Source organism: Mucilaginibacter ginsenosidivorans, assembly GCF_007971025.1.
Lineage (GTDB): Bacteria > Bacteroidota > Bacteroidia > Sphingobacteriales > Sphingobacteriaceae > Mucilaginibacter > Mucilaginibacter ginsenosidivorans.
In genome coordinates this window covers 1,629,362-1,650,149 of record NZ_CP042436.1, presented here as the reverse complement: position 1 = coordinate 1,650,149, position 20,788 = coordinate 1,629,362, and the positions used below count along the sequence as shown (strand labels likewise).

The window sequence follows — 20,788 nt, the reverse complement described above, 5'->3', positions numbered from 1 at the left end:
CCTTTCTTTTGCTACTTTTCTCCGGCGCTTGAGGGGAAAGAAAAGTAGCCCGGCGGGTTTTGTCATAAAAAAAGGGGCTTGCGCCCCCTTCGATCAATTCATCACAAAAATCTCATCGCCTTTCTTTTCAAATTCCCGGCATAGGTTAAATGCGGTTTGGTTTTTATTGAAGCCATTGCCAAATAGGAGGGACTTTAATTTAGCTTCCTCACTTTTATAAGTCTTTACATTTTGCAGGTAACCACTAATTGCATTGTATGCCCCAAATAAGGTTCCTTTGGTGGTTCCTGATTGCTGCGTAGGATGGCTGAACGCATACTCGCAAACCTTTTCTACGGTATTCAGGAACTGGCGTGAATATTCATCGATATTTTCGTCCAAAACGTTCTGCAATACTTCCCTGCTTGGCGCCATTGCCTTTTGCACCAGCTTTAGCACTTCCTTATCCGTAATGCGCACCCGCGCCCAACGGTTAAAAATATCGTTCAACCGATCGGTCATAGTGTTGGTTATGCCCATCACTTTATGCGCCTGTTTCAGTTTTTCCTGTGCGCTTTGAGTGTGGCGTATCTTTACCCAATTGGTCATATTGCTCAAAGTCGCGTTCAATGTATTATTACAGCAAACCCGTGTCGGGGTAAAAGCTGCGGTGATACTGCCGAAACCATCGTGCGAAGTAGTCAGGAAAAGATATTTTTCGATCAAATCGTCCCTGCCTACTTTAATGTAGCCCGGTAATTTGGCGGTAATAAAGATGCGTTCGCCGTTCCCCAATGCGCCTGCGGTTTCATATAGGATACCATCTCCGCCACCGACAATTTCATCGAAAAAAGAAAAAGCTTCCCGGTTTTGTACGATCTCGTAGTCTTTGCCTACCACGCCCAAAACATCCCCGGTATCCATGCGGATAGTTGCATAGTTATTGGGTACAATGATATCCGGCAGCAATTCCCCATCCTCGTAATGGGTGTAAAGGTTTCGCTTTTCAACGGTGTAATCCAGTCCGGCATATTTGATCGCCTCGCTACTTGTCGGGTAATGGTCGATAATTTGCCCTAAGTTGTGCCAGGCTTTTTCCTTCACGCTCATGAAACTGTGCGTTCCTGTCTTACTATTATAATTTATCTGATGTGCCATGATAATAACTTTTAAGATTTACGTGTCTTTAATTGCATGATCTCTGTTTTAAGGACTTTCACATTTTTGGTGCTGCTTACCTGCAACAAGGTTTGAGACTGTAATTCTTGTATTGCCTCATGAATGTGTTTGTAGCTCGTCCTGACGGTGCATTTCACCAGTAAAAAGATTCTATCTTCCATCGTCTTTAAGCTGATAATTGTTTAAAAAATCCGTTAATTCAAATTGGAACCGTTCAGGGTTTTCCCTTGACAGTTGTTCTGCGTAACCATCCCAAAAAAGCTGGTCCGTCAGTTCTACAAATTGCTCGTACATAGGAATTGCTATTTTATGGTGAAGTCCTAAAAAGTCCCCGGAATGGCCGGGGACTGCTGTTACATCATGGCTCAGGCGTTTGGGAATTTGATCCCGGCTTCTATTTCAGCCAGTTTGGAATAGCAAGCTTTTTTTACAAATTCAGCTACCATTTTTATGAGGTTGGAAGTATTTGTAATGAAAGTCCGCCCCTTGCTGTCATAAATAGCCAGTTTGCATCCCTGAAAATGGTTGCCCTCTAATTCGTCGCTTTCTTCCATCAACTGGATTTCAAATTTTTCCAGTTCATCAATGCGCCCGATAAGGTTATCCCTTTTCACGCTTTCGCGGTACAGGGTGTGTACGGTTTTAAGGGTACGCTCCAAACCGATACCGGACGGTACAGTTTCGATTTTAATTTCTTCAGGCTTTGCGGGTTCTGTCTTTGCCGGCTCTGCCTTGGGTTGCTCCTCGTTTTTTGCTTCGGTTTTCTCAACTTTCGGAGCTTCGGCGGGTTTTTGACTTTCAGCTTCTTCATTTTTTGCTTCCTTTCCTGTCAGGTTTGGGCGATTTGTGGTTTTTGCTTCGGTTCCTTTTGCTGCTGCACCTTGTACCGCACCGTTGTTTTTGGTTTTAGTTTCCATTTTCTTGGATTTAAGAGTTAAAAAATCTGTTTACTTTTTCTTCTCTTTCGCCCCTTTCCCTGAAAAGCCTTTTTTCAAAAGAAAAAGGAAAAAAAGAAAGCCAAAAAAGGTTGCCTCGTTAAAGCCAAAAGGAAACGGAATAAGTCCCGCAGGGTGGCGCACCAAAGAATAAACACCTGCGCCATTATGCCGTAGTCTTTTGGATGACCTTATGTGTTCATTCGTTATAGAGGCACAACCTTAGCTGCCTTTTTTTCCTTCTTTTGAAAAAGGGAATGCCTCTGTCTGCAATTAAACGGTCCACGCAAAGCGGCATTGGGGGCGAAGGCAAGTGCCTGCCTCCCGGACAAGGAATTTGCCTGGCTAAGCGGCAACGTGCTGTCAAATTCAGGTAAGCGGGGGCATACGGCAGGCAGGCTCTTGCCGTGCAGCGGAAAAACTGCTGCGTGAATGAGCGGAGCTTTGCGGAACGAATGAGTAAAGCGGTTTGTATGCGGGCTTGCTACGGTTTGAGAAAAGCCCTGATAGGGATAGCAGTGAAAATCCTGCGAAGCAGATTGTAACGCATAGCCCGGCCCGCCTGCGGGATCAGCCAAAATCACCTTTTGCTGTTTATGAAAAAGCCCCTTGCGGGGCTTCGTATTAAATTTAGTGTACTGGCTGTTTCCGGGATTGTTTTCTTGAACTTTCCTCCTGCCCGTTTTTCTGGCTTTGCTTCTTGCTTTGACTTTGCTCGTTGCTGTTATCCAGCCGGAGTGATTCGCGTTTAACGCTTTTCATCTGGCTGTCATAGATGTTGATCTGTTTGTACTGAGGTTCCGCAACCAGGTAATATTTCTGGGCATGACCGTCTTTTTCAATGATGACCTGCTGGGCGTTACCTTTACGTAACGACCGCATAAGCTCTTCTTTTTGCTGGTTGTTATTGAGTTCCTTTATCGGGTATTGGGCTAAGGTCTTTTCCAGGTTATAACCATAACCTTCGCTGAATTTGTTCAGCATGTGATTACCGTAGTCATCCTTTTCCTTAAAATCCAGTTTCAGCCAGGCGGTGTAGGGCTCGTTTTCCTTGTTATAAAGCTTCTTCTCAACTGATCTTCCTTCGAGCAGGTTGAAAGCTTCCTTTGCGGTAATACCGTGACCACGATTGATGTACAGGGTTTGCGCCCGGTCTTTGGTCGGGTCAGCTTCATTCTTGAGGGTCGCTTCGTAGCGATTGAAGAAATACATATCGTTCTGCTCACCGGCTTTAAAATGGAGGGTGTAGTCCACCTTCTTATTGTTATAGGTCTGCTCGGCGGTCAGGTTAAATTCGGGCACTTTGGCCCGGATCAGCTTTTCCATTTCATCGTTGACCTTTTCGCCAAACCCCAGGTTCAGCAGGTTCTTTTTGAGATACTCTAAATTTTCTGTATTCATGGTTTTCCTTGGTTATTGCGTAAGAGAATGGGGAAGCCGTTCTTCAGCCGGACCTTCACCCTTCGTACTTTTTTGCTCAGCAGGCCTTTCGCGGCGTCGATGCCGGCGCTGGCGGCTTGTGTGGCCAGGCTTTGGTCCATGCTCAGCAATTGCATGTCCTGTAAAGCATTGTTTGCCCCTTCACCCGCAGCACCGGTGAGTTCCGCTTCGGGCGCAGGGATGCCGGGCAAACCGTCGAGGCTGAAAACGGTGAGGCTGACGGGGATAATGGAGTGTCCGAGGCGGATATTTTTGATATCCAGGAGCAAACGCTGGTTGGTGATGTTACAGGAACCGAAGAGTAATTGCCCTTTGCTGACTAGCGCACCTTTGACCCTGATGGTATCGGTTAGCCGTAATCTGACGACGCCCCCTTGCAATATTCTTTGATTGCCGTCGACTATAGCGGGAGTAGCTTTAAAAGGTGTATCAACTGAGGATTCGGCCGGTTTGGATTTTGTCGTTTCCGGGCGTTGTATGGCCTGTATCTTGTCCAGCATACCGGAGAGTTGCTGCATTTGAGGGTCTGGCTGCTGGCCGCTGTTCATGGTTTTCATCATGGTCTCCAGTTTGCTGACCTGCTGACTGAAGGATTTATCGTGCGCGATGTTATCTGCGCCATTGCCCGAAGGGAGGTTAACCGGCTGGGGCTGGCTGATCTGCCGGTTGATCTCCGCCAGTTTCTGGTTAATGCGGCCGACATTGGGATCGGTATTATTGGCTAAAAGCGGATTGGGAACTGCACCACCGGCAGACTTTGGTTTAAAGCCGAATTTTTGCAGCAGGGGGTTGCCATCTGACAACCTGGCTTTGCCCGAGTCCTGTACCGCTTGCTGGTAAAAGCTCATTTTGTCAGGGGTTTTGGCATGCTTGTCAAATTTCGCATCCGGCAGTCGGGTGTTTAATCCCTGGCTCTTCGTTTGGTCATTGGTTGATGGATTGCTGCTATTTAATTTCCAGAAAGCAAAGGAGAGCAAGGGTACGATCAGTAAAGGCAGGAAAAGCAACAGCTTCCTGGTCCGTTTAAATTGAATGGTATGATTCATTGTATTAGTTTTTAATTATGAAATGCTTTAATAATTAAGTACAGGCAAAGGCTGCCGAACAACAGGCAGAAAAGGAACAGGGCGATGAGTTTGGAAGGCTTGTTCCAATACTGCGTTTTCCGGTTCAGATAATTTGCCAGCTGGGTTTTCCTGTGGATGATCCGGCTGGCGATCCTGCCAGCCAAAACATCTGTATTTGATCCTTTCATGGCTATTGCGCTTTGGTGACCAAGTCATTGTTTTCCAGGATCTGCCATTTTTCGATCAGGAAGCCGTGGGGATTGTTGTCGGAGCGGCTTACATTACGCAGGTAGCCCTGTGTAATCAGGCTGCGTGTTACGGTAGAGCTTGTCCGGGTGAGTTTTTCGGTAGCGAAGCATTTGAACGCAAACGGGTATTGATTCATGTCCAATTGAATGCTGTCGACCGTTAGCTGCTGGCTGACATTGCCGGAAATGAGGTTGGCGTAAAAACCGGACTCCTTTAAATTATCATACTGCGTTTTGGCGCTTCCGTCCGCCAGGTACAGGGCTTTGGTTATCGTCGCTTGTATTTGTTTATCATCCGGATCAAGCGTAAAAAAGTCCTGGTGGAACACGTTGATATGGTCGCGGGCTTCTACCGGGATGTTGCTTTTGCGGTCTGCTGCGAACGCCTCCAATGCCTTACCATTTGCGAGGATATAGATGTGGTTTTTAAAGTCGGCGGAGGACTGGTAGCTTTTATACACTGCGAAGCAGGATATACCTGCGCAGGCGAGGATTAGCAGGCAGCTAAACACTTTGATGTGTTTAAAAGCGGTATCGATGTTTTTAAGATGGGTGAACATAAACTCTAATTTTTTAATTTGTCTTTGAAATAACCTTCGGACTCACTGTTGACGGCATAGCTCTGGGTGACATTCTCGCGCTGGTTGCCGAAAGCATCGGCGGCAAAGCCGCCACCTGCTGAAACGACTGTACGGGTACTGCTGCTAACGAGGCTGTTGATCTTCTGGAGCAAGCTGTTACCGCCTCCGGCATGGACGATGTAATTCGCGGTGGTCGGGACGGTAAAATAACCGACAATGCCGATCAGCAGGAAGATCAGGTAAGCCGTGTCAGTGCTGCTGAAAAAGGTATCGCCCGTGCTTTGTATCTGCGCGATATCCAGTTGCAGCATGTTTTGCTGCACCTTGCCGATAATGCTTCCAAAGATATTGGCGACGGGCAGCCAGAGGAATACATTGACATACCGGGCCATCCAGACGGTCAGTGTATGCTGGAAACCGTCGAAAACGGCAATGCCGAAAACCAAGGGCCCTAAAATTGCCAGCACGATCAGCTGAAAAGTGCGAATGGTGTTGATGCACAATGCAGCCGCTTCGTAAAGCACCTCTAAAATTTCCGACATCCATTCCTTGATACTGTTCCTGAAATTGTAAGAGGCTTTGGCCATGGCGAATTTGATGTCATTGCCGACGCTGCCGATCATGCCTTCGTGGCTGTCGGTCGGGTCATCCGGGTGTGTGTATTTATACCATTTGTCGCGGTCGCCTTCCCCATCCGTGCCGACAAACATCTGGTAAGCGGGGGTCTTTTGTTCGGCCAGCGTCTTTTGCTGCAACAGGGTGGCTATAGCGGCGTTGCTGTCCTGTACCATATTATTGGTAGCTGCTACCACCGGCTGTAAAACGCCGTTCATCACCGCGATTACGCCCGGAAACAACATAATGGCCAGACCTAAAGCGAAAGGCCGCAATAAGGGATAAAAATCGATGGGTTCTGCGGCGGCGATCTGCCGCCATACCCTTGCAGCAATATACCAGAGTGCGGCAAAGCCTGCAATGCCCTGGGCAGCGCCGATCAGGCTGCCGCACAGCGGCAGCATCTGGTTATAGACCTGTTCTAAAGTGGCCTGAAGGCCGGTTAAACTTTCCATGATCAATAGAGATTTTGAATGCCCCGTATCTCGTTCTGCTCATTTTTCCGCTGCACGGCCAGGATGGTCGCCTGCTGGTCGAAGTGCCGCAGAAAGGTCAGCTTGTCGTCCGTGTCGGCATAGATATGGTCAATTGCCCGCAACCGTTCATCATCTGACATCCGCAGCTTTCCTGTGGTTAAAATATCCGCCAGCCTGCTGAGGTTCAATAAACTTTGCTGTAACAGCGTGGTGTATACATTGCCCAGGTAGGCGATCTCGTCCGCGCTGAACCTGCCGCTTTGCTTGGCCTGGCTGAAGGTGCGCGTGTATTCGGCAACGATATAACCCTGTTCCAACACAATGTCGGCCACCCGGCCGTATTTGGCGACCGCCGGGCTGACCGCCAGTAGTCCGTTTAAAAAGGTCTGATGCAGGTTAAAATTGCCCTGCGCGATACTTTTGACCTGGTTATACCCGCCGTTAATGAGGTCATAGCCTGTTTTCATATCGCTCAGGATGCATTTTAGCTGGGTCAGTTTTTCGATGTCCAGGATCAGCTGCACCATATCGGTGGTCTGGGCTCTGCTTTTTGTTGCAGTGGCAGTTAACAGCAGCAGTGTCGCGGCTGCTATGATTTGCTTAATTCGTTTCATATAAGTTTCTTAAAGATTGTTTGGCATTCGTGTCCCGTTGCCTTTGCGCTGCCAACAGCCGGGCGGAACCGCAAAAGCTTTGCGTGAATTGGTATTTGTCCTGCATATCGGCATGAAGCCTGGTTAGCCACCGGAAGCGCTCATCGTCGGTCATTTGCAGGGTGCCTGCCCGTAGTAAGTTTTGCAGATCGGCCATATCCTCGCCGCAGTCTTTGAGCAAGTTGGTTTGTACCAGGCTGATATAAGTTTGCTCATTGGCGGTTAGGCCGATAAAAGGCTGGCTGAAGCTGCTGATGATCTCCGCTTGCCATTGGATGATGTCCTGCACCTGCGTACTGTTTTTGATCGCTGTTCCGGGTTGCCGCAAGGATTGGTAATAAGCGTCATGCGCATTCAGTTCGGCTGTATTAATTGCGGCGATACCGTTCAACCCATGCCGCATCACGTTATAACCCATTTTCAGTTCCGATTGGAACACTTGATAAGCTGCGATCTGCTGCAAGTAGTATTGCTTCTGTTTCGCGGCCTGGTTAAACAGGTCACCGAAGCTGAAAGATTGAGCAAAAAGCTGAAGGCTTAAAGCCGAAAGCAATGCGCTTAGGACTAGCTTTTTAATTGATGCCATAGAGGTTTTTCGTGCTTTGAATATCATCTTCATCATGCGCCCGTTCGAGGCTGAGGATGATATTCTGGTTATTAAATTCTTTCAGGTCATTATAATTTTCATCGACGCGGCGGGAAGTTGCATTGATCAGTTCCATCCGCCTGCCGTCCGACATTTGGGTTTTAAAGGAATTGACCAGTACCAGAAGCTGGTCGAGGTTATTGACGCTTGCCTTTAATATGCCGGTGTAAACCGAAGCGATATATTTCAGTTCCTCCGCGCTGAAATGCTTGTCCTGCCTGGTCAGGCTCCATCCGCTTTGGTATTCCCTGACCAACGCTTCCTGCTCCAGCGTGATGTTCCTTACCTGCTCATAGTTGGTAATGATCTCCTTTACGGTATACAATTCATGGTAATACTTCGTGAACAAGTCGGTTTGTTGCTGGCTGACGCCTGCGATCTGGGAAAGCTTGAGTTGGTTCAGCTGGTTTTCGATGACCTTTTGGGCATTCTGAAGCCAGATTGTTTTGTTCTGTGCCTTCTGCACCCCCAGGTCGATTGCGCGGATGATCCTGCCTACCGTTTGGTTCAATACCTGGCCGATGACAAACTGGGCATCGGCCTTCTTATCCGGCAAGGTAATGAGGATCACTGCCATGCTGAGGGGCAATACAACTTTGAAAAATCTCATAAGCCCTCCTTTATTTTAGTTTGTGATAAACAGCGGTGCCAACGGTCAGCGTTTGCGCATCCGGCTGAAAGACCAAAATGCTCCCATCCTGGGTGATCTGCAATATTTGTTTAGCCTCGTCCCAAACGCCGCTGAATGTTTTGACCTTATATTCTTTTGGCTGCAGTTTGCCATCCCTGATCCGCTGAAAGCCCGTTCCGCGTACAACCTGGTAGAGGTTACCGGCGTGTTCATCCGGGATCAGCAGCAGCGTATCGCTGGCGATGCTGTACGCGCTCTGCGCCTGATTGACATAAGTGCCGGGGATGAAATCCCTTACTTGTTGTTTGTTGCTGCAAGCTGCCCATAAGCCTATGGGCAGCAGCATGATCTTTATTGCTGTTCTCATGATCGATTGTTTTTAAATTCATTTACTAATGCGGTTATCCCCTTTTCCATACTGCCGTATTTTGCGGCATATTCCTGAACCCTTACCCGCTCTTTGCCTTCGGTTGTAAAAGCGTAGAGTTCTTCGGGGCAGAGCTCATTCTTGTATACTTTGATGATCTGCCCGCCGATGTCTATGTATATCTCCCGCTCATCCTTATTGACGGATAACAGGATCGTTTTGGCTTTATCGGACAAACCCAGTGCATCCTGCACTTTGTCGAACTTGTATTGGAATTTCCGCATGTCCATCAGTATTTTGATGTCGGCATTATTGATGATAGCATCCTTGATTATCGATGAACTGATCAGGTCGTCCACTTCCTGGGAAATCACCATGGGTACGCCGTTGAATTTGCGGATAGTCTTAAAGGCATACTGAACAAATGAGGCCATGCCGGCTTTCGAAATCGCCTTCCAGGCTTCGTCGATGCACAGCACTTTACGAATGCCCTTCAGCTTACGCATTTTAGAAATAAACATCTCCATAATGATCAGCGTCACCACCGGGAATAAAACCGGGTGATCCTTCAGGTTATCCAGTTCGATCACCACGAATGGCTGGTTCAGCAGATCGAGGTTCCCCGTCGCGTTCAGCAGGTAGTCAAACTCACCGCCCCGGTAATAGGGCCGCAGAACATACATAAAATTATCTAGGTCAAAATCACGGTCCTTGACCCGGTGCCCCTTTAACACCTCGGTGTACTGTTTTTCGAGGTACTCATAGAAAGTGTTGAAGCAGGGAAAAATGGCGTTGTCTTTTTCTACATGCTGGTAATAACCCTGTAAAGCGTTGGACAAGGCCACATATTCGCTGCGGTTGAAGCTGTCGTTTTCCTGTTTCCAGAGCGCAACCAGCAAGGCTTTCAGACTTTCTTTCTTTTCAGTATCCAGCAGATGGCCTTCGGGCAGATGGAAAGGATTGAACCGGATCGGGTTGGTCTCTTCATAAGTGAAATAGTATCCCTTAACCAATTCACACAAACCTTTATAGCTGCCGCCAATATCGATGATCACGCAATGCGCCTCCTGGTCATGCAATGTTTGCAGGATATGATTAACGGTTACCGACTTACCACCGCCCGAAGTGCCACAAACCAACGTACCCATGTTAGAGGTAATTCCCTGCTGTCGCGGCCGGTCATACAGGTCAACGTAAACCGGTTTATGACTAAGCCGGTCACAAAACCGGATACCGCTTTGCGGCGGATCGCTGCGGTAATTGCTTTCCATGTTCAGGAAACAAGTGGCCTGCTCCAGAAATGTATCGAAGGTATCATTCATGGGAAAATCGGCAGCATTGCCGGGAATGCCCGCCCACCAGATCTGCGGCGCTCCGTCGGTCTCCTGTTTGGCGATGGCGCCGATCAGTGCCATGGCTGAGCCCACCTGGTTTTTGATGTTCTGTAAGCCGTTCTGCCGGTCCGTCCAGGCCAGTACATTAAAATGCGCCTTAACAGGCAAGCGTCCCTGGCCGATAGCTTCATTCAGAAAATCATTTGTCGCATCCCTGGCAATGGCGTTTTCACGGCTATAGGTTGAAAGGGACTGTAAGCGCCGTTTTTTGGCTTCCAGCAGCTTCATCGTCTTGGCTGCGTCGCCGATAAAAATGTACTGGTTGTAGATATGGTTACAATCCAGCAACAAGCCGAGCCCTGCTGCAAAACCTACCGGGAATTTGGTATGATCGGTGCTGTATTTATCATAATCGATCCTGCTGCCGCAGAGCGATGGCAGATTTTCAGCATCCGAAAGCGTAAATAATTGTCCATGGAGCTCGCCAACCTGTATCCGGTCCTTTAAGTGCACATCTTTTAGGACCGGCTTTTCATCCTTGCCCAATAGGAAACAGTATTGCTCCAGGACACCCGGCTGCTGCATCGTTCCGGCCAGTTCGTCATCGTCCAGCCGCTGCAAGCTGATCAAACCGCTGCCTGACAGGATGCCGGCAAACTGGCCCACTTTTTCCATAAACTCCGCGAAGAGCCTCTGATCAATGGTCTGCTTCGGCACGATGTTTTTTCGCATCAGCCCGGAATAAGCACTGCTGGCAGTCTTGCGATCCTCCGCTTTTTTGGTCAGAAAGATGTAGCAAGTATGATCCAGGTAGGGTCGGCCCTCGAAATAATGATCCGCGCAACATGATAAAAAGCTTTGTCTTTCCTGCCGCGCTCCTGCATAATGGCTACGGATGAACACATCTTGTTTATGCATCACACTATGTTTGGGCAGTACCCTAATGGCCCTCAGCCAGGATTGATGCGCATTCTCGTAGTCAGCATTGGACAGGGTAAAAATATCCGGGAGCGCAGCCCGGTAGGCGACCGTGATGTCACCCTGCGCAGAGAGCAAACAGTTATTCTCGATCTTATAAATCGGCATAATTTTTTCGATAGGGATCATAAGTGCATAAATATTTTTCGTGAACGAAATTTGACATAGTCCGGAAGCCGCCTTTTGGCGCTTCTTTTCATCAAACCGTACTGGCCGTATTTATAACTGAGCCGGAAGATGCCCATGACCAGGGCGGTGCCCGATCCGAAGACCAATACCAGGCAGGCGTACCGGTTAACCCCGGTCACGTACAGGATGACAAAAAGGATGAGTAAAATGACCAAGGCGGCGGCGAGGTAACTGATGTATTGGGCCCGCAGACCCCGAAACTCTATGCTTTTGTTGATGCCCTTGTTGATGTGATAGACGCTGCTCATAAGCCAAAGAAGGATTTGATGACGGTCGCTACGACTACTAAAAAAATGCAACTGCCAAACCAGGCAGCAGCTACTTTACCCGTGTCCGGCTCACCGGCGTTCCATTTCTGGTAAACTTTCACCGCGCCAACGATACCCACCACCGCACCGATCGCGTACATCAGCGTGCAGCCTGTACTGAAATATCCCTGCACCAAAGTCGTAGCTTGCTGGATGCCAGCGTTTCCGTCCTGCGCATAGCCACTTACAGCAATCAGCACCAGGCTGACCAGTAATAAAAAATCTTTCTTATTCATCATTTAAATCGTTTAATATTTGTTCCAATTCGTTTGCACTAACTTGAAAAGGGAGTCCGCTGTCCCGCACGTAGCTGATAATGGATTCATTAAATGAGCCATCCATCAACTGGCCGTATTTGCCAGCTACCAGGCCGAACAGGGAAAGAAAACCCTCTTTGGTATCTTCTGACTCTATCGTGATCCTAACCAGTGTTTTGAGCTCATGCATAAAATCCGCCAGGCTACCTAACAACAGGACCTTGTTTCTATCACGGATAGCTGCCTGTTCCGGCCCGGCGAAGTCGAGGTCCCTGCTGCTTACCAGGCTCATTTCTGCGTCATCCTCCTTTACTTCTCCCATCACGCTGTAGCTATTCCGTGTTTCGGATTGTGGAGCAGGCTGTCTGAGTCGTCCTGTAAAAAAATCGCGCAATTCTCGCCGGTAACAGCAGACGGCGACGATGAGGTAATAGATCAGCAGGGCCGCGGCCAATGTCAGGCCGAACTGCCCCCAGGTGAAATAGTAATGCATAAAAAAATCTGTTTTCAGCAGCGCTCCATTGCGCTGCCGGAACAAATCTGATCAGCAAAAAATCCCGGAATCTCCGACCTACACCGATGTCAAAGTGTGTTTTACCTTAGCTTGGCGACCATTCTTTCCAGCACCGCTTTTTTCATCTCATCTAAGTAGATGGTTTTATTGGCCCGGCCGCAGATATAATTCCAGGTATCCGAGATATTACCGACATCTGCATGAAACACCTTTTCGAGATAGGCGGTGATCCGGGCAACGGAAAGTTTTCCCTGGTTCAATGCCTTTGTTTCTTTCAATCCATAAATGAGTTCCCCTAAGGCTGTGTTGGTCTGTGTCCAAACCACCATTTCTTCTTCGATAAAAGAAGACAGGTCTGTCCCTTCTCTGTGATTCAGTTCCAGCACCGCTTTCTCCAGGTAAATCAGCATCAGTTCATTAGCCATGAGCTGAGCCAGCTTGCTATCGTGGCTGGTCGTAAATGCGGGGTCGCCGTCCAGCACATTCTCATCAGACCCTAACAGCGGGTCGTAGATGCCGGGAAGAAAGTACTGCTCGTCCAGATAAACAGCGCCGTTACGGACATATTTGTAGAAATCCATGTTGCATTCAAAGAAGTAAGTCAGCATCTTCAGCTCGTCCAGGTAGTAGGCCGTTAGTGCCTCCTTGTTGCCAACGGGTTTCCGTGCTTCCATGTTAAGTACCGCCTGGTGAAAGATGAGCAGGGATTTGAATTTGGGTTTTACGCTCTTAAAAAAACTAATTTGATCCTCTTTATTGCCTGCCGGATTTGTCTTGCAGAAATCACGCAGTTTGATAAAGTATTGCCTGCAAACGGCAATTGATTCTTCAAGCCTTTTGAAACGGTGCTTCTCCTTCAGTTTGAGCATCCCTAACGCACTTTCCAAGTCCTCATAAAGTTTTTCGCTATATCTTAAAATCATCACGTATCCAATTTTTAGTGAATAAAAACCGGTCCTCAAAAGCCAAAGCAGTGGCTAAGCCCTGAAAAAAGGCTGCTTTATTGTTTAATATGCTTTGAAAGAAATCGCTGACCGGGAATGGTCAAAAAGGCGCGGGTGTGTACTGCAATAGAGGTACTGGTATACCCTGCAAACAGAACATGCAACCCCGCGCTTTGGCAGGCGTCGCACTTGTTCTCGTTTGCATTAAAAATTACCAGTTTTCTATTGCGAGAAGTGTAGTGACGCTGTGATTTAATATATTTTTAAGTTACTTTCTGTTCTTTATTTTTCATTTTGATTTCGTTTGTAAATATAGGTAAATAGCTTATTTGTTTTTATTCTCTGCCGCCTTTTCCCATGCCCAGGTAAGGATTTGCTCAATCGCAATCAATAGTTCTTCCCTGTCCTTCTCTAGGTTGGCATCAACTCCGGCTACCGTACTTCTATTATTTTCAGCGTGAAGGATCACGTAATAAATCCCGCCGAGTAACAAAGCGACGATCGGTCTGAAATTGATACCGGAATCCCTGAAATGTTCATCCGTTAAATTCAGGAGTTTTGCGCCCTCACTTTCCCGGTTTTCAGAAATGCTTCGCATCAGAACATTGAGTTCGCTGATCTGCCAGAGAATAAACTTCTGCATTTCCTTTTCCTCGTAAAAGAAGCGAAACTGATCCTGCAATAACGTGACGAATAATTGCAGCATATCCGGAGGCTTTTCAATAGCCGCAACGCTGAGTTCCGTTAATAGCGGCTGCCAGTAGTCTTTGCCGCTGATATAGGCCTTCAGCAAATTATTTAAACTGTCAAAGTACCGATAGATCAGTTCTTTGCTTACTCCGGCTTGAAATGCGATTTTATTTACACCTAAGCCGGTATAACCTTTGTCTTTTAATATTTGACCAACTGCTTCTATCAATCTTTTCATTGTTTCATCTTTATTTTTTCTGTGCATTTTTCTCCTTTCTTTATGTTTTAATAGGGTATTTATTCAAATTGAGTTTGCGGCCCACCCAATCCCAGGCGTTTAAGATTTTGTCCATATGTTCCAGTGTGTGTGCAGCCGTGATACTCATTCTAATCCGGGCGTTTTTGCGCGGTACTGCAGGATAGCCGATCTGATTGGCATAAATACCTGCTTGGAGCAAAAGGCTACAGGCCTCCGCGTTTAGATTCGGGTCCCCGGTCATCACCGGAATGATGGCGGATTGCGTATTGCCTAAATCAAAGCCCATTGTTAAAAGCCCTGTTCTCAGGTAATTGATATTAGTCCATAATCTTTCCTTCCACCATGGTTCCTCATCAATGAGGTCGACACTTTTGAGGATACAGCAAGAAGCCGGCGTCATCGCTACCGAAAAAATATGCTGCCGCGCCTGGAATTTTAAAAACCCAACCAGTTTTGGATCGGCAACCACATAGCCCCCCAAATGACCAAAAGTTTTGCTGAAGGTGCCTGTGATGATGTCCACCCAGCCAAACAGATCGTACAATTCAATCGCGCCGCGCCCCGTGTTTCCTACAACACCAACACCATGTGCATCATCCATCGCCACGTAAGCGCCGTAATGCTTCGCCAATTTTACCACCTCGTCCAGCTTGGCTATATCGCCCGGCTGTGAGTAGACGCCGTCCACGATCACCATCCGGGTACGATAATGTCCCTGCGAATCGGATAATATTCTTTCCAGTTTTTCCATATTGTTATGCGGAAAAACTTTCACATTAGTTAACTGACAGCCTTCATACATGCTGGCATGAACAGCCATATCCAGGATCGCAAGATCTTCACGTTTTAGCAACGCTTGCATCGTCGCACTATTAGCCGTATAGCCGGTTGTGTACAGCATCGCACTTTCATGCCTGAAAAACCTGGCAATCTTATCCTCGATCTGGCGGTGATAACCCATATGACCACCGATCGCAGGTGATGCGGCGCTGCCCGCACCATACTTTTCGATGCCGGCAATTGCCGCCGCCTTAACCGCAGGGTGCTGCGTAAAACCCAGGTAATCATTTGAGACCAACGAAACAAAACGCGTCCGCGGTTGCCCAGGCAAGTTCAACTCCACTTCAGGCATACAGCCGGACACCCCTTCCTGGTAATAATTCCAATGGCCGCGTCCGCTCCAGTTTTGTACATACCGGTCAAACGCTTCGGCCCATTCGAAGGGGCTCTTCCCCTCCATGTTCTCGAAGTCCTTAAAACTTGCTTTTTCTAAATTTAAACTCATAGATTTCTATAATTGGTTGAGCTTAAAATTACCTGAGAAACCAGGTTGGCAGTGGTCACATCTGATAAGATTTTTAACTTTTATTTAATAAAATATAAACTAAAAAAGCGCTCCCAGACTCAACCGGGACACGCTTCACATAATCAACTAAACCAGTCAACTATTAACTGAAATATAAAGAACAACGAGTATCTTAATCATCGCTTTTTAAAAAATTGGGGCCGACCAGACGGCCCCATAACCAATTTACTTTTTTAAGAATGTGCTCCTGGTAAGCGTCATTAAGGGCTATTCAGCATAAACCAATCTCTTTGTAAAATACTTCGGGTATTCCTGGTAACCCTGCTGCTCGTAAAACTTTTGTTCGGCGGCTCTCCATTCGGATAAATGGACCTGTATCCGTTCGCACTTTTTTAATATGGCCTGTTCACTAATGTATCGTTCAAGCGCCTTGTCAACACCCTGGCCCTTTAGCGAGTCATCAACCGACAGGTAACTGATGATAGCAACCCCGCCGTCAAATGCCAATTGTGGTAAAAAATGAACAGATGCAAATCCAACAATTTCCCCTCGCCGCTCGCAAACAAATACCTGGTGATCGTTTTTATCAAACATGGTTTCCAATTGATGAATAAGCATGCTCATCCGGGATTCATAACCCAAGACTTTTAGCAAGGCTTTGATTGCGGGGGCATCATGATACGTAGCATTTCTTATTGTCATTTACTTATCTACTTGTCAATTTGCTTTCCGGTAATAAAACTAAACGGATATAATTGAGTCCGCTCAGATAAGTCATTGCTGCATTCTGTATATCGGCCACGGAAATCTTATCTCTTATTTTCGTATAGTCGTTTAGCTTACTAATCGATTCCTTATTCTCTACCTGTCCGCTTAAATACCGCAGCCAAAAACCATTGGTTTTGAGTGCTGTTTCCCGGCTGTTTCGATCCTCCGCCCGCCATTTTTCCAGGTTTTGCGGCAAGGGCCCACTTTGTTTCAACTTGTCAATTTCGTCCTGTACCGAGGCGATAAGTTTATCGGCGTTTTGTGGCGCACAGCCGAATTGAACTACAAAACTGTACCGACCTTGCGGATATTTTGATGAGCTAACAAAAACGCCAGGGCTATAGACACCACTCTCCTCCTCCCGCAAACGCTCCAACAAACGAATTTCGAGCGTTTCTTTTAGGGCATCCAGCCGAACTACATTTTGCGGGTTGTACTCCATTAAACCTGAATACACCAGTAAAACGGTGGAACGCGGTTCGGTGCCCTTATAGACATTTTTGTTGACAATGCCCTCCCGTATGTGAATACCGAGATCCTTAGCGTCTTCTATGTTCTCATGCGAGGGTAAGCCGCCCAGGTATTTTTCCAGCAACGGTTTAATCGTAGTGGTGTCAATGGCGCCGACGAAAACAAAGGTCATTCCATTTACGTTGCGGAACCGGTTTTCATAAAAGGTAATCGCTGTATCCAGATTAAGCTGTTTTATTTTTTCGAGACTTGGGCCTGCCTTCCGGACGTTTTTGTTGTATAAAATCGCTCTTACCGAATCGCTGAACAAACTATTGGGATCACTTGAACGGTTTGCCAATGCGGCTATGCTTTTCGTGACTATACCATCGAATATTTCCTTATCCTTTCTCGGCTCGGTAATGTAAGCGTAAGTTAAAGCGAGTGCATTTTCAAGATTTTTAGGCGTGGTGTTGCCATTCACGCCTTCACTTTCCGGCTGCATGAATGGGATGACATTCGTTTGTTTATCAGCCAAATAATTTTCGAGCTCCGTTTCATTGTAGTTCCCCGCCCCGCTGGAATTCACCAGGTCGGCGGACAGGGCAGCACTTTCGTAAGCTGCATCAGTGGCCGTGGAGGTTCCACCAGGCTTGATCCCAGTAAAAATAATCTCATCGTTTTTAAAATCCGTTGGTTTTAATATCACCCGAACATGGTTGCTCAGCAGGTAGCTATAAGTGCCGGTGGCGCTGTCTTTCTGCTCCTCTACTATTTTCCCGAGAACCGGTTGCTGCGCCAGCAAAAGTTTGTTACTGATGTCATCCTGGTATGGAGTTAGCTTTTCTGCCTGAACAGTATTTATCCAGCTAGTAAAAACTACTTCTGAAGGCAATACTTCTTTCTCCTTGTCAGGTGCAAGCAACAGTATTGTTCGGTCATGACAGGTGATATTTGCTGCTGATAAAGCGTTTACATCAGCCAGGAAGATCGCCGGGAGAAAAGTTTTCACCAACTCACGCTCTTTATCAATACCGGGAGCGGCGATATCCTTCAAGAAATAATTCTGGTATTCCCTTACGAAACTTTCTGAATTCGTTTTTGCTTTTTCTTTCCATTGGGATTCTACATTATTCAGATAAGCAGCTTTCGTACGATCCAGCTCCCCCTGAGTGAACCCGAATTGCTTAACTCTTTCGATCTCCCGCCAAACTGCCTTAACTCCGTTTTCGAGTTCGCCTGGTTTGGCGACAACGGACACATCGAACATGCTCAGCCCTCCGATAAACCCGCCGATGCTTGCTCCGCCCTGCAAAAAAGGCGGCGTTGCCTGCCTTGATAATTGATCAATACGTTTAGCCAGCATTTGATTATACAGATTTTTGATCAGGTACTTCCTGTAATCGGTCTCGGTTTTTAACGGTTGTTCAGGATGTTTGAAGATGATGTCGGCAGCCGCCACCGTCATTTCTTTATCTGTAACTGCGACAAAGCGGTTCTTCCCGTCAAGCGGCACCTGGTATTTGATCCTCGCTTTTTCGTGCGACGGTTTTTTCAGGCCAGCGAACATCCGTTTTATGTCTTGTTCTATGGTGTTCACGTTAACGTCGCCGACTACAATCAGCGCCTGCAGGTCGGGCCGGTACCAGTCGTTATAGAAACTGGCAATCACCGGCCGCTTAAAACCATTCAACACGGTATCGTTACCGATTGGCATACGTACAGCGTAACGGGAATTATTGAGCAGTACTGGCCAGTACAGTCTTTGCATCCGTTCGGCAGCGCCTTTGCCCAGGCGCTTTTCCTCCAACACGACACCACGTTCCTTATTAATTTCACCAGAATCAAGCATGGCATTTTGCGCCCAATCCCGCATGATCATTAAGCCAGTATCAACCAAACCCGGTTTGTCAGATGGCAAGGGCAGCTGGTAAACTGTTTCATCAAAGTTGGTGTAAGCATTAATGTCAGCACCAAAACGCACACCCGCTTTTTGCAGGTAATCGATTAGCGCATTATGCGGGAAATTTGCCGTACCGTTAAATTCCATGTGTTCCATGAAGTGTGCCAGACCTCGTTGGTCATTGTCTTCTAGCACAGAACCCACCTTGTTCACAAGGTACATAACAACCCTGTCTTTGGGTTCTTCGTTATGCCGAATATAATAAGTAAAGCCATTTGGTAAAGTACCTCTTCGAACAGCAGGGTCGATACGTAATACTTGCGCTTTTACAGTTATGGCAACGATCACGGCATTAAGCAGTACTAAAATTAGTTTTCTCATCTATAGGTTTTGTTAGAATTTTTGGTAAAGGCGTGGCCCTGCTTTGCAGAAAAAGCTAGCTGAATTATTTGATTTGATTTTATTTTACCTGTGCGCGATACTCCACTTCATGGGAACACGATCCAAAAGCATCTAATAATTGTTAATTAAAAGAACATGTTGGTTACCAGGAATGTCATACAGAGCAATGGTGAAATTCTTCCAGCGAAACCGATTTTGATTAGTGTTGACCACCCCATCATTAATTCCATTCATTGTATAACTTGCTATTAAATTGCCGGTTGTGGCATCGTGAAACTCAAAGGTATAGCTGTTGATATTTCCTTTGGCTGAATAGTTTTTAAACGCCGTGACACTTTTATAGGCCAGACTAGCTACTTCCGAACCATCGGCGCTTCCTTGAATATTAACACTCATTGGGTTGCTGCCGGGCGAAATGTTCGCAAAACGGACACTTAATGAACTATCTGCCGCCAGGTGATAGGGCAGATTATCCGTGGTCAGGAAACTTTCAGGCGAAGCTAGTGTTCCAGTCAGGAAAAGTGTGCTGATGCTATGTAAAGGCAGGTTCAACGGGTTATCATACACCGTATGAGTTGTATCACTGATGTCCGAAAGAGCCAAAGGCACGTTGCCGGTATAACTGCCGAATTCCTGGAAAGAGCCATAGCCGATCTGTTGGGCGGTGCTGTAATATTTTAGCGTAGTCCGGCTGTCAAAATTGGTTACCAAACCTGCGCTGCCGACCACGCTGTTAACAATGGTCAGGGCCGAAGTGGCAGTAGGTGCGGTATTATCTTTTTTGCAGGCTAAAGCTGCCATCAGCAGCAATAGCGGTATATGCCTGATAAGTCTATTTTTCATGTTTAAAGTTTTTTGAAACATTTAAATTGTGATTCATTTTCCTGTTGTTTGAAAATATTTTCTCAGCCTTTCACCAAAGTCTTTCCCTTCATCACTATTTTGAATCTCCGAAGAAAGGGAATGAAACAGGGTATCCAGTTCACTTACGGGCTCCTTAAGCGTGGGGTCGCCGTTCCCCATCATCCGCAGGGCGGTCATGCAGAGTAATGAATGCGGATTTGAGAGAATATATTGCCTGGGGACATTGAAACAGCCTGCTATGGCTTGATTCATTTCTTTTTTGAGCAACACGGTATCTGCTCCTGTACTTCGCAATTTAGCATTTATTTGATTGATCTGGGTATTATACCGCTGCACCGGGGCAAGTAGCCGAGTTTGATAATCCATAGTGAGCACCGGTCCTTCAATAGAATATTCCTGCGACAAGGCGGATGAAGTCACTTTAACGGTAATATTTTCACCCGGAACAAGAAATAATGCAATCGTATTATTTATGGGTTTCCAATCCGTATATTTGAATTCCAGCTGGCAAAGGACAGGCCCGGTTAAGGTGTCCGGTATAATAGTCCTATAACCGGAAACTTGATAAACACCACAAGCTACTGAAAACCCTTTACCGTTTGCTTTGAAAAACTCAATACTTTCCAGTTGATGTCCGCAATCGGTTAATACTAAAACTGACGCTATTTTCCCGGTATCCGGCAGGGTAAGTATATTGAAAGATGATTTTGCTGCATTTGCCGAAAGTCGGGAGATGGTTAAAAAAAGAATGATTATTGAAATGATGTTGCCTATCCTGGTTCTCATTATTGTTAACGATTTAAAT

24 protein-coding genes are annotated in these 20,788 nt (G+C 46.8%); all 24 read right to left on the bottom strand.

Features of this window, described 5'->3' with window-relative positions; all coding sequences use genetic code 11:
- Positions 1-93: 93 nt before the first annotated feature.
- Positions 94-1,137, bottom strand: a complete 1,044-nt coding sequence (locus FRZ54_RS07610; protein WP_147031035.1) for a DUF932 domain-containing protein — start codon at positions 1,135-1,137, stop codon at positions 94-96.
- Positions 1,138-1,148: 11 nt separating this feature from the next.
- Positions 1,149-1,319: a hypothetical protein gene (locus FRZ54_RS24385; RefSeq protein WP_187359784.1), complete on the bottom strand. Its 171-nt coding sequence runs from the start codon at positions 1,317-1,319 to the stop codon at positions 1,149-1,151.
- Positions 1,320-1,523: 204 nt separating this feature from the next.
- Positions 1,524-2,075 carry a hypothetical protein gene (locus tag FRZ54_RS07605; protein WP_147031034.1) on the bottom strand — a complete coding sequence of 184 codons (552 nt, stop codon included), beginning with the start codon at positions 2,073-2,075 and terminating at the stop codon, positions 1,524-1,526.
- Positions 2,076-2,299: 224 nt separating this feature from the next.
- Positions 2,300-2,671, bottom strand: coding sequence for a hypothetical protein (locus FRZ54_RS07600; protein ID WP_147031033.1), 372 nt, complete (start codon positions 2,669-2,671; stop codon positions 2,300-2,302).
- 52 nt (positions 2,672-2,723) lie between these two features.
- Positions 2,724-3,494 carry a hypothetical protein gene (locus tag FRZ54_RS07595; RefSeq protein WP_147031032.1) on the bottom strand — a complete coding sequence of 257 codons (771 nt, stop codon included), beginning with the start codon at positions 3,492-3,494 and terminating at the stop codon, positions 2,724-2,726.
- Positions 3,491-4,579: a conjugative transposon protein TraM gene (locus FRZ54_RS07590; RefSeq protein WP_147031031.1), complete on the bottom strand. Its 1,089-nt coding sequence runs from the start codon at positions 4,577-4,579 to the stop codon at positions 3,491-3,493. The genes FRZ54_RS07595 and FRZ54_RS07590 overlap by 4 nt, the downstream gene beginning before the upstream one ends.
- 11 nt (positions 4,580-4,590) lie before the next feature.
- Entirely contained in the window at positions 4,591-4,788 is a 198-nt protein-coding gene (locus tag FRZ54_RS07585; protein ID WP_147031030.1) for a hypothetical protein, read from the bottom strand.
- Positions 4,789-4,790: 2 nt separating this feature from the next.
- On the bottom strand, positions 4,791-5,408 hold the full coding sequence (gene traK / locus FRZ54_RS07580; protein WP_147031029.1) for a conjugative transposon protein TraK: 618 nt from the start codon (positions 5,406-5,408) through the stop codon (positions 4,791-4,793).
- A gap of 5 nt (positions 5,409-5,413) precedes the next feature.
- Complete coding sequence (gene traJ / locus FRZ54_RS07575; protein WP_147031028.1) at positions 5,414-6,499, bottom strand: conjugative transposon protein TraJ; 1,086 nt, start codon at positions 6,497-6,499, stop codon at positions 5,414-5,416.
- A gap of 2 nt (positions 6,500-6,501) precedes the next feature.
- Positions 6,502-7,134: a TerB family tellurite resistance protein gene (locus FRZ54_RS07570; protein ID WP_187359783.1), complete on the bottom strand. Its 633-nt coding sequence runs from the start codon at positions 7,132-7,134 to the stop codon at positions 6,502-6,504.
- Complete coding sequence (locus FRZ54_RS07565) at positions 7,121-7,759, bottom strand: hypothetical protein (protein WP_147031027.1); 639 nt, start codon at positions 7,757-7,759, stop codon at positions 7,121-7,123. Before FRZ54_RS07565 ends, FRZ54_RS07570 begins: the two co-directional genes overlap by 14 nt.
- On the bottom strand, positions 7,746-8,429 hold the full coding sequence (locus FRZ54_RS07560; protein WP_147031026.1) for a conjugal transfer protein TraI: 684 nt from the start codon (positions 8,427-8,429) through the stop codon (positions 7,746-7,748). The genes FRZ54_RS07565 and FRZ54_RS07560 overlap by 14 nt, the downstream gene beginning before the upstream one ends.
- 10 nt (positions 8,430-8,439) lie before the next feature.
- Positions 8,440-8,817, bottom strand: coding sequence for a hypothetical protein (locus FRZ54_RS07555; RefSeq protein WP_147031025.1), 378 nt, complete (start codon positions 8,815-8,817; stop codon positions 8,440-8,442).
- Positions 8,814-11,258: a TraG family conjugative transposon ATPase gene (locus FRZ54_RS07550; protein WP_147031024.1), complete on the bottom strand. Its 2,445-nt coding sequence runs from the start codon at positions 11,256-11,258 to the stop codon at positions 8,814-8,816. Before FRZ54_RS07550 ends, FRZ54_RS07555 begins: the two co-directional genes overlap by 4 nt.
- Positions 11,255-11,566, bottom strand: a complete 312-nt coding sequence (locus FRZ54_RS07545; protein WP_147031023.1) for a DUF4133 domain-containing protein — start codon at positions 11,564-11,566, stop codon at positions 11,255-11,257. Before FRZ54_RS07545 ends, FRZ54_RS07550 begins: the two co-directional genes overlap by 4 nt.
- Complete coding sequence (locus FRZ54_RS07540; RefSeq protein ID WP_377026822.1) at positions 11,563-11,862, bottom strand: DUF4134 domain-containing protein; 300 nt, start codon at positions 11,860-11,862, stop codon at positions 11,563-11,565. The genes FRZ54_RS07545 and FRZ54_RS07540 overlap by 4 nt, the downstream gene beginning before the upstream one ends.
- Entirely contained in the window at positions 11,855-12,376 is a 522-nt protein-coding gene (locus FRZ54_RS07535; RefSeq protein ID WP_147031021.1) for a hypothetical protein, read from the bottom strand. The genes FRZ54_RS07540 and FRZ54_RS07535 overlap by 8 nt, the downstream gene beginning before the upstream one ends.
- A 101-nt stretch (positions 12,377-12,477) precedes the next feature.
- On the bottom strand, positions 12,478-13,320 hold the full coding sequence (locus FRZ54_RS07530) for an RteC domain-containing protein (protein ID WP_147031020.1): 843 nt from the start codon (positions 13,318-13,320) through the stop codon (positions 12,478-12,480).
- 346 nt (positions 13,321-13,666) lie between these two features.
- On the bottom strand, positions 13,667-14,269 hold the full coding sequence (locus FRZ54_RS07525; RefSeq protein ID WP_187359782.1) for a TetR/AcrR family transcriptional regulator: 603 nt from the start codon (positions 14,267-14,269) through the stop codon (positions 13,667-13,669).
- Between the two features lie 40 nt (positions 14,270-14,309).
- Positions 14,310-15,575 carry an aminotransferase class I/II-fold pyridoxal phosphate-dependent enzyme gene (locus tag FRZ54_RS07520; protein ID WP_147031018.1) on the bottom strand — a complete coding sequence of 422 codons (1,266 nt, stop codon included), beginning with the start codon at positions 15,573-15,575 and terminating at the stop codon, positions 14,310-14,312.
- A gap of 288 nt (positions 15,576-15,863) precedes the next feature.
- Positions 15,864-16,298 carry a GNAT family N-acetyltransferase gene (locus tag FRZ54_RS07515; protein WP_147031017.1) on the bottom strand — a complete coding sequence of 145 codons (435 nt, stop codon included), beginning with the start codon at positions 16,296-16,298 and terminating at the stop codon, positions 15,864-15,866.
- A 4-nt stretch (positions 16,299-16,302) separates the two neighbouring features.
- Positions 16,303-19,098 carry a M16 family metallopeptidase gene (locus tag FRZ54_RS07510; RefSeq protein WP_147031016.1) on the bottom strand — a complete coding sequence of 932 codons (2,796 nt, stop codon included), beginning with the start codon at positions 19,096-19,098 and terminating at the stop codon, positions 16,303-16,305.
- 132 nt (positions 19,099-19,230) lie between these two features.
- Positions 19,231-19,962, bottom strand: coding sequence for a hypothetical protein (locus FRZ54_RS07505; RefSeq protein WP_147031015.1), 732 nt, complete (start codon positions 19,960-19,962; stop codon positions 19,231-19,233).
- Positions 19,963-19,995: 33 nt separating this feature from the next.
- On the bottom strand, positions 19,996-20,769 hold the full coding sequence (locus FRZ54_RS07500) for a hypothetical protein (protein WP_147031014.1): 774 nt from the start codon (positions 20,767-20,769) through the stop codon (positions 19,996-19,998).
- Positions 20,770-20,788: the final 19 nt, after the last annotated feature.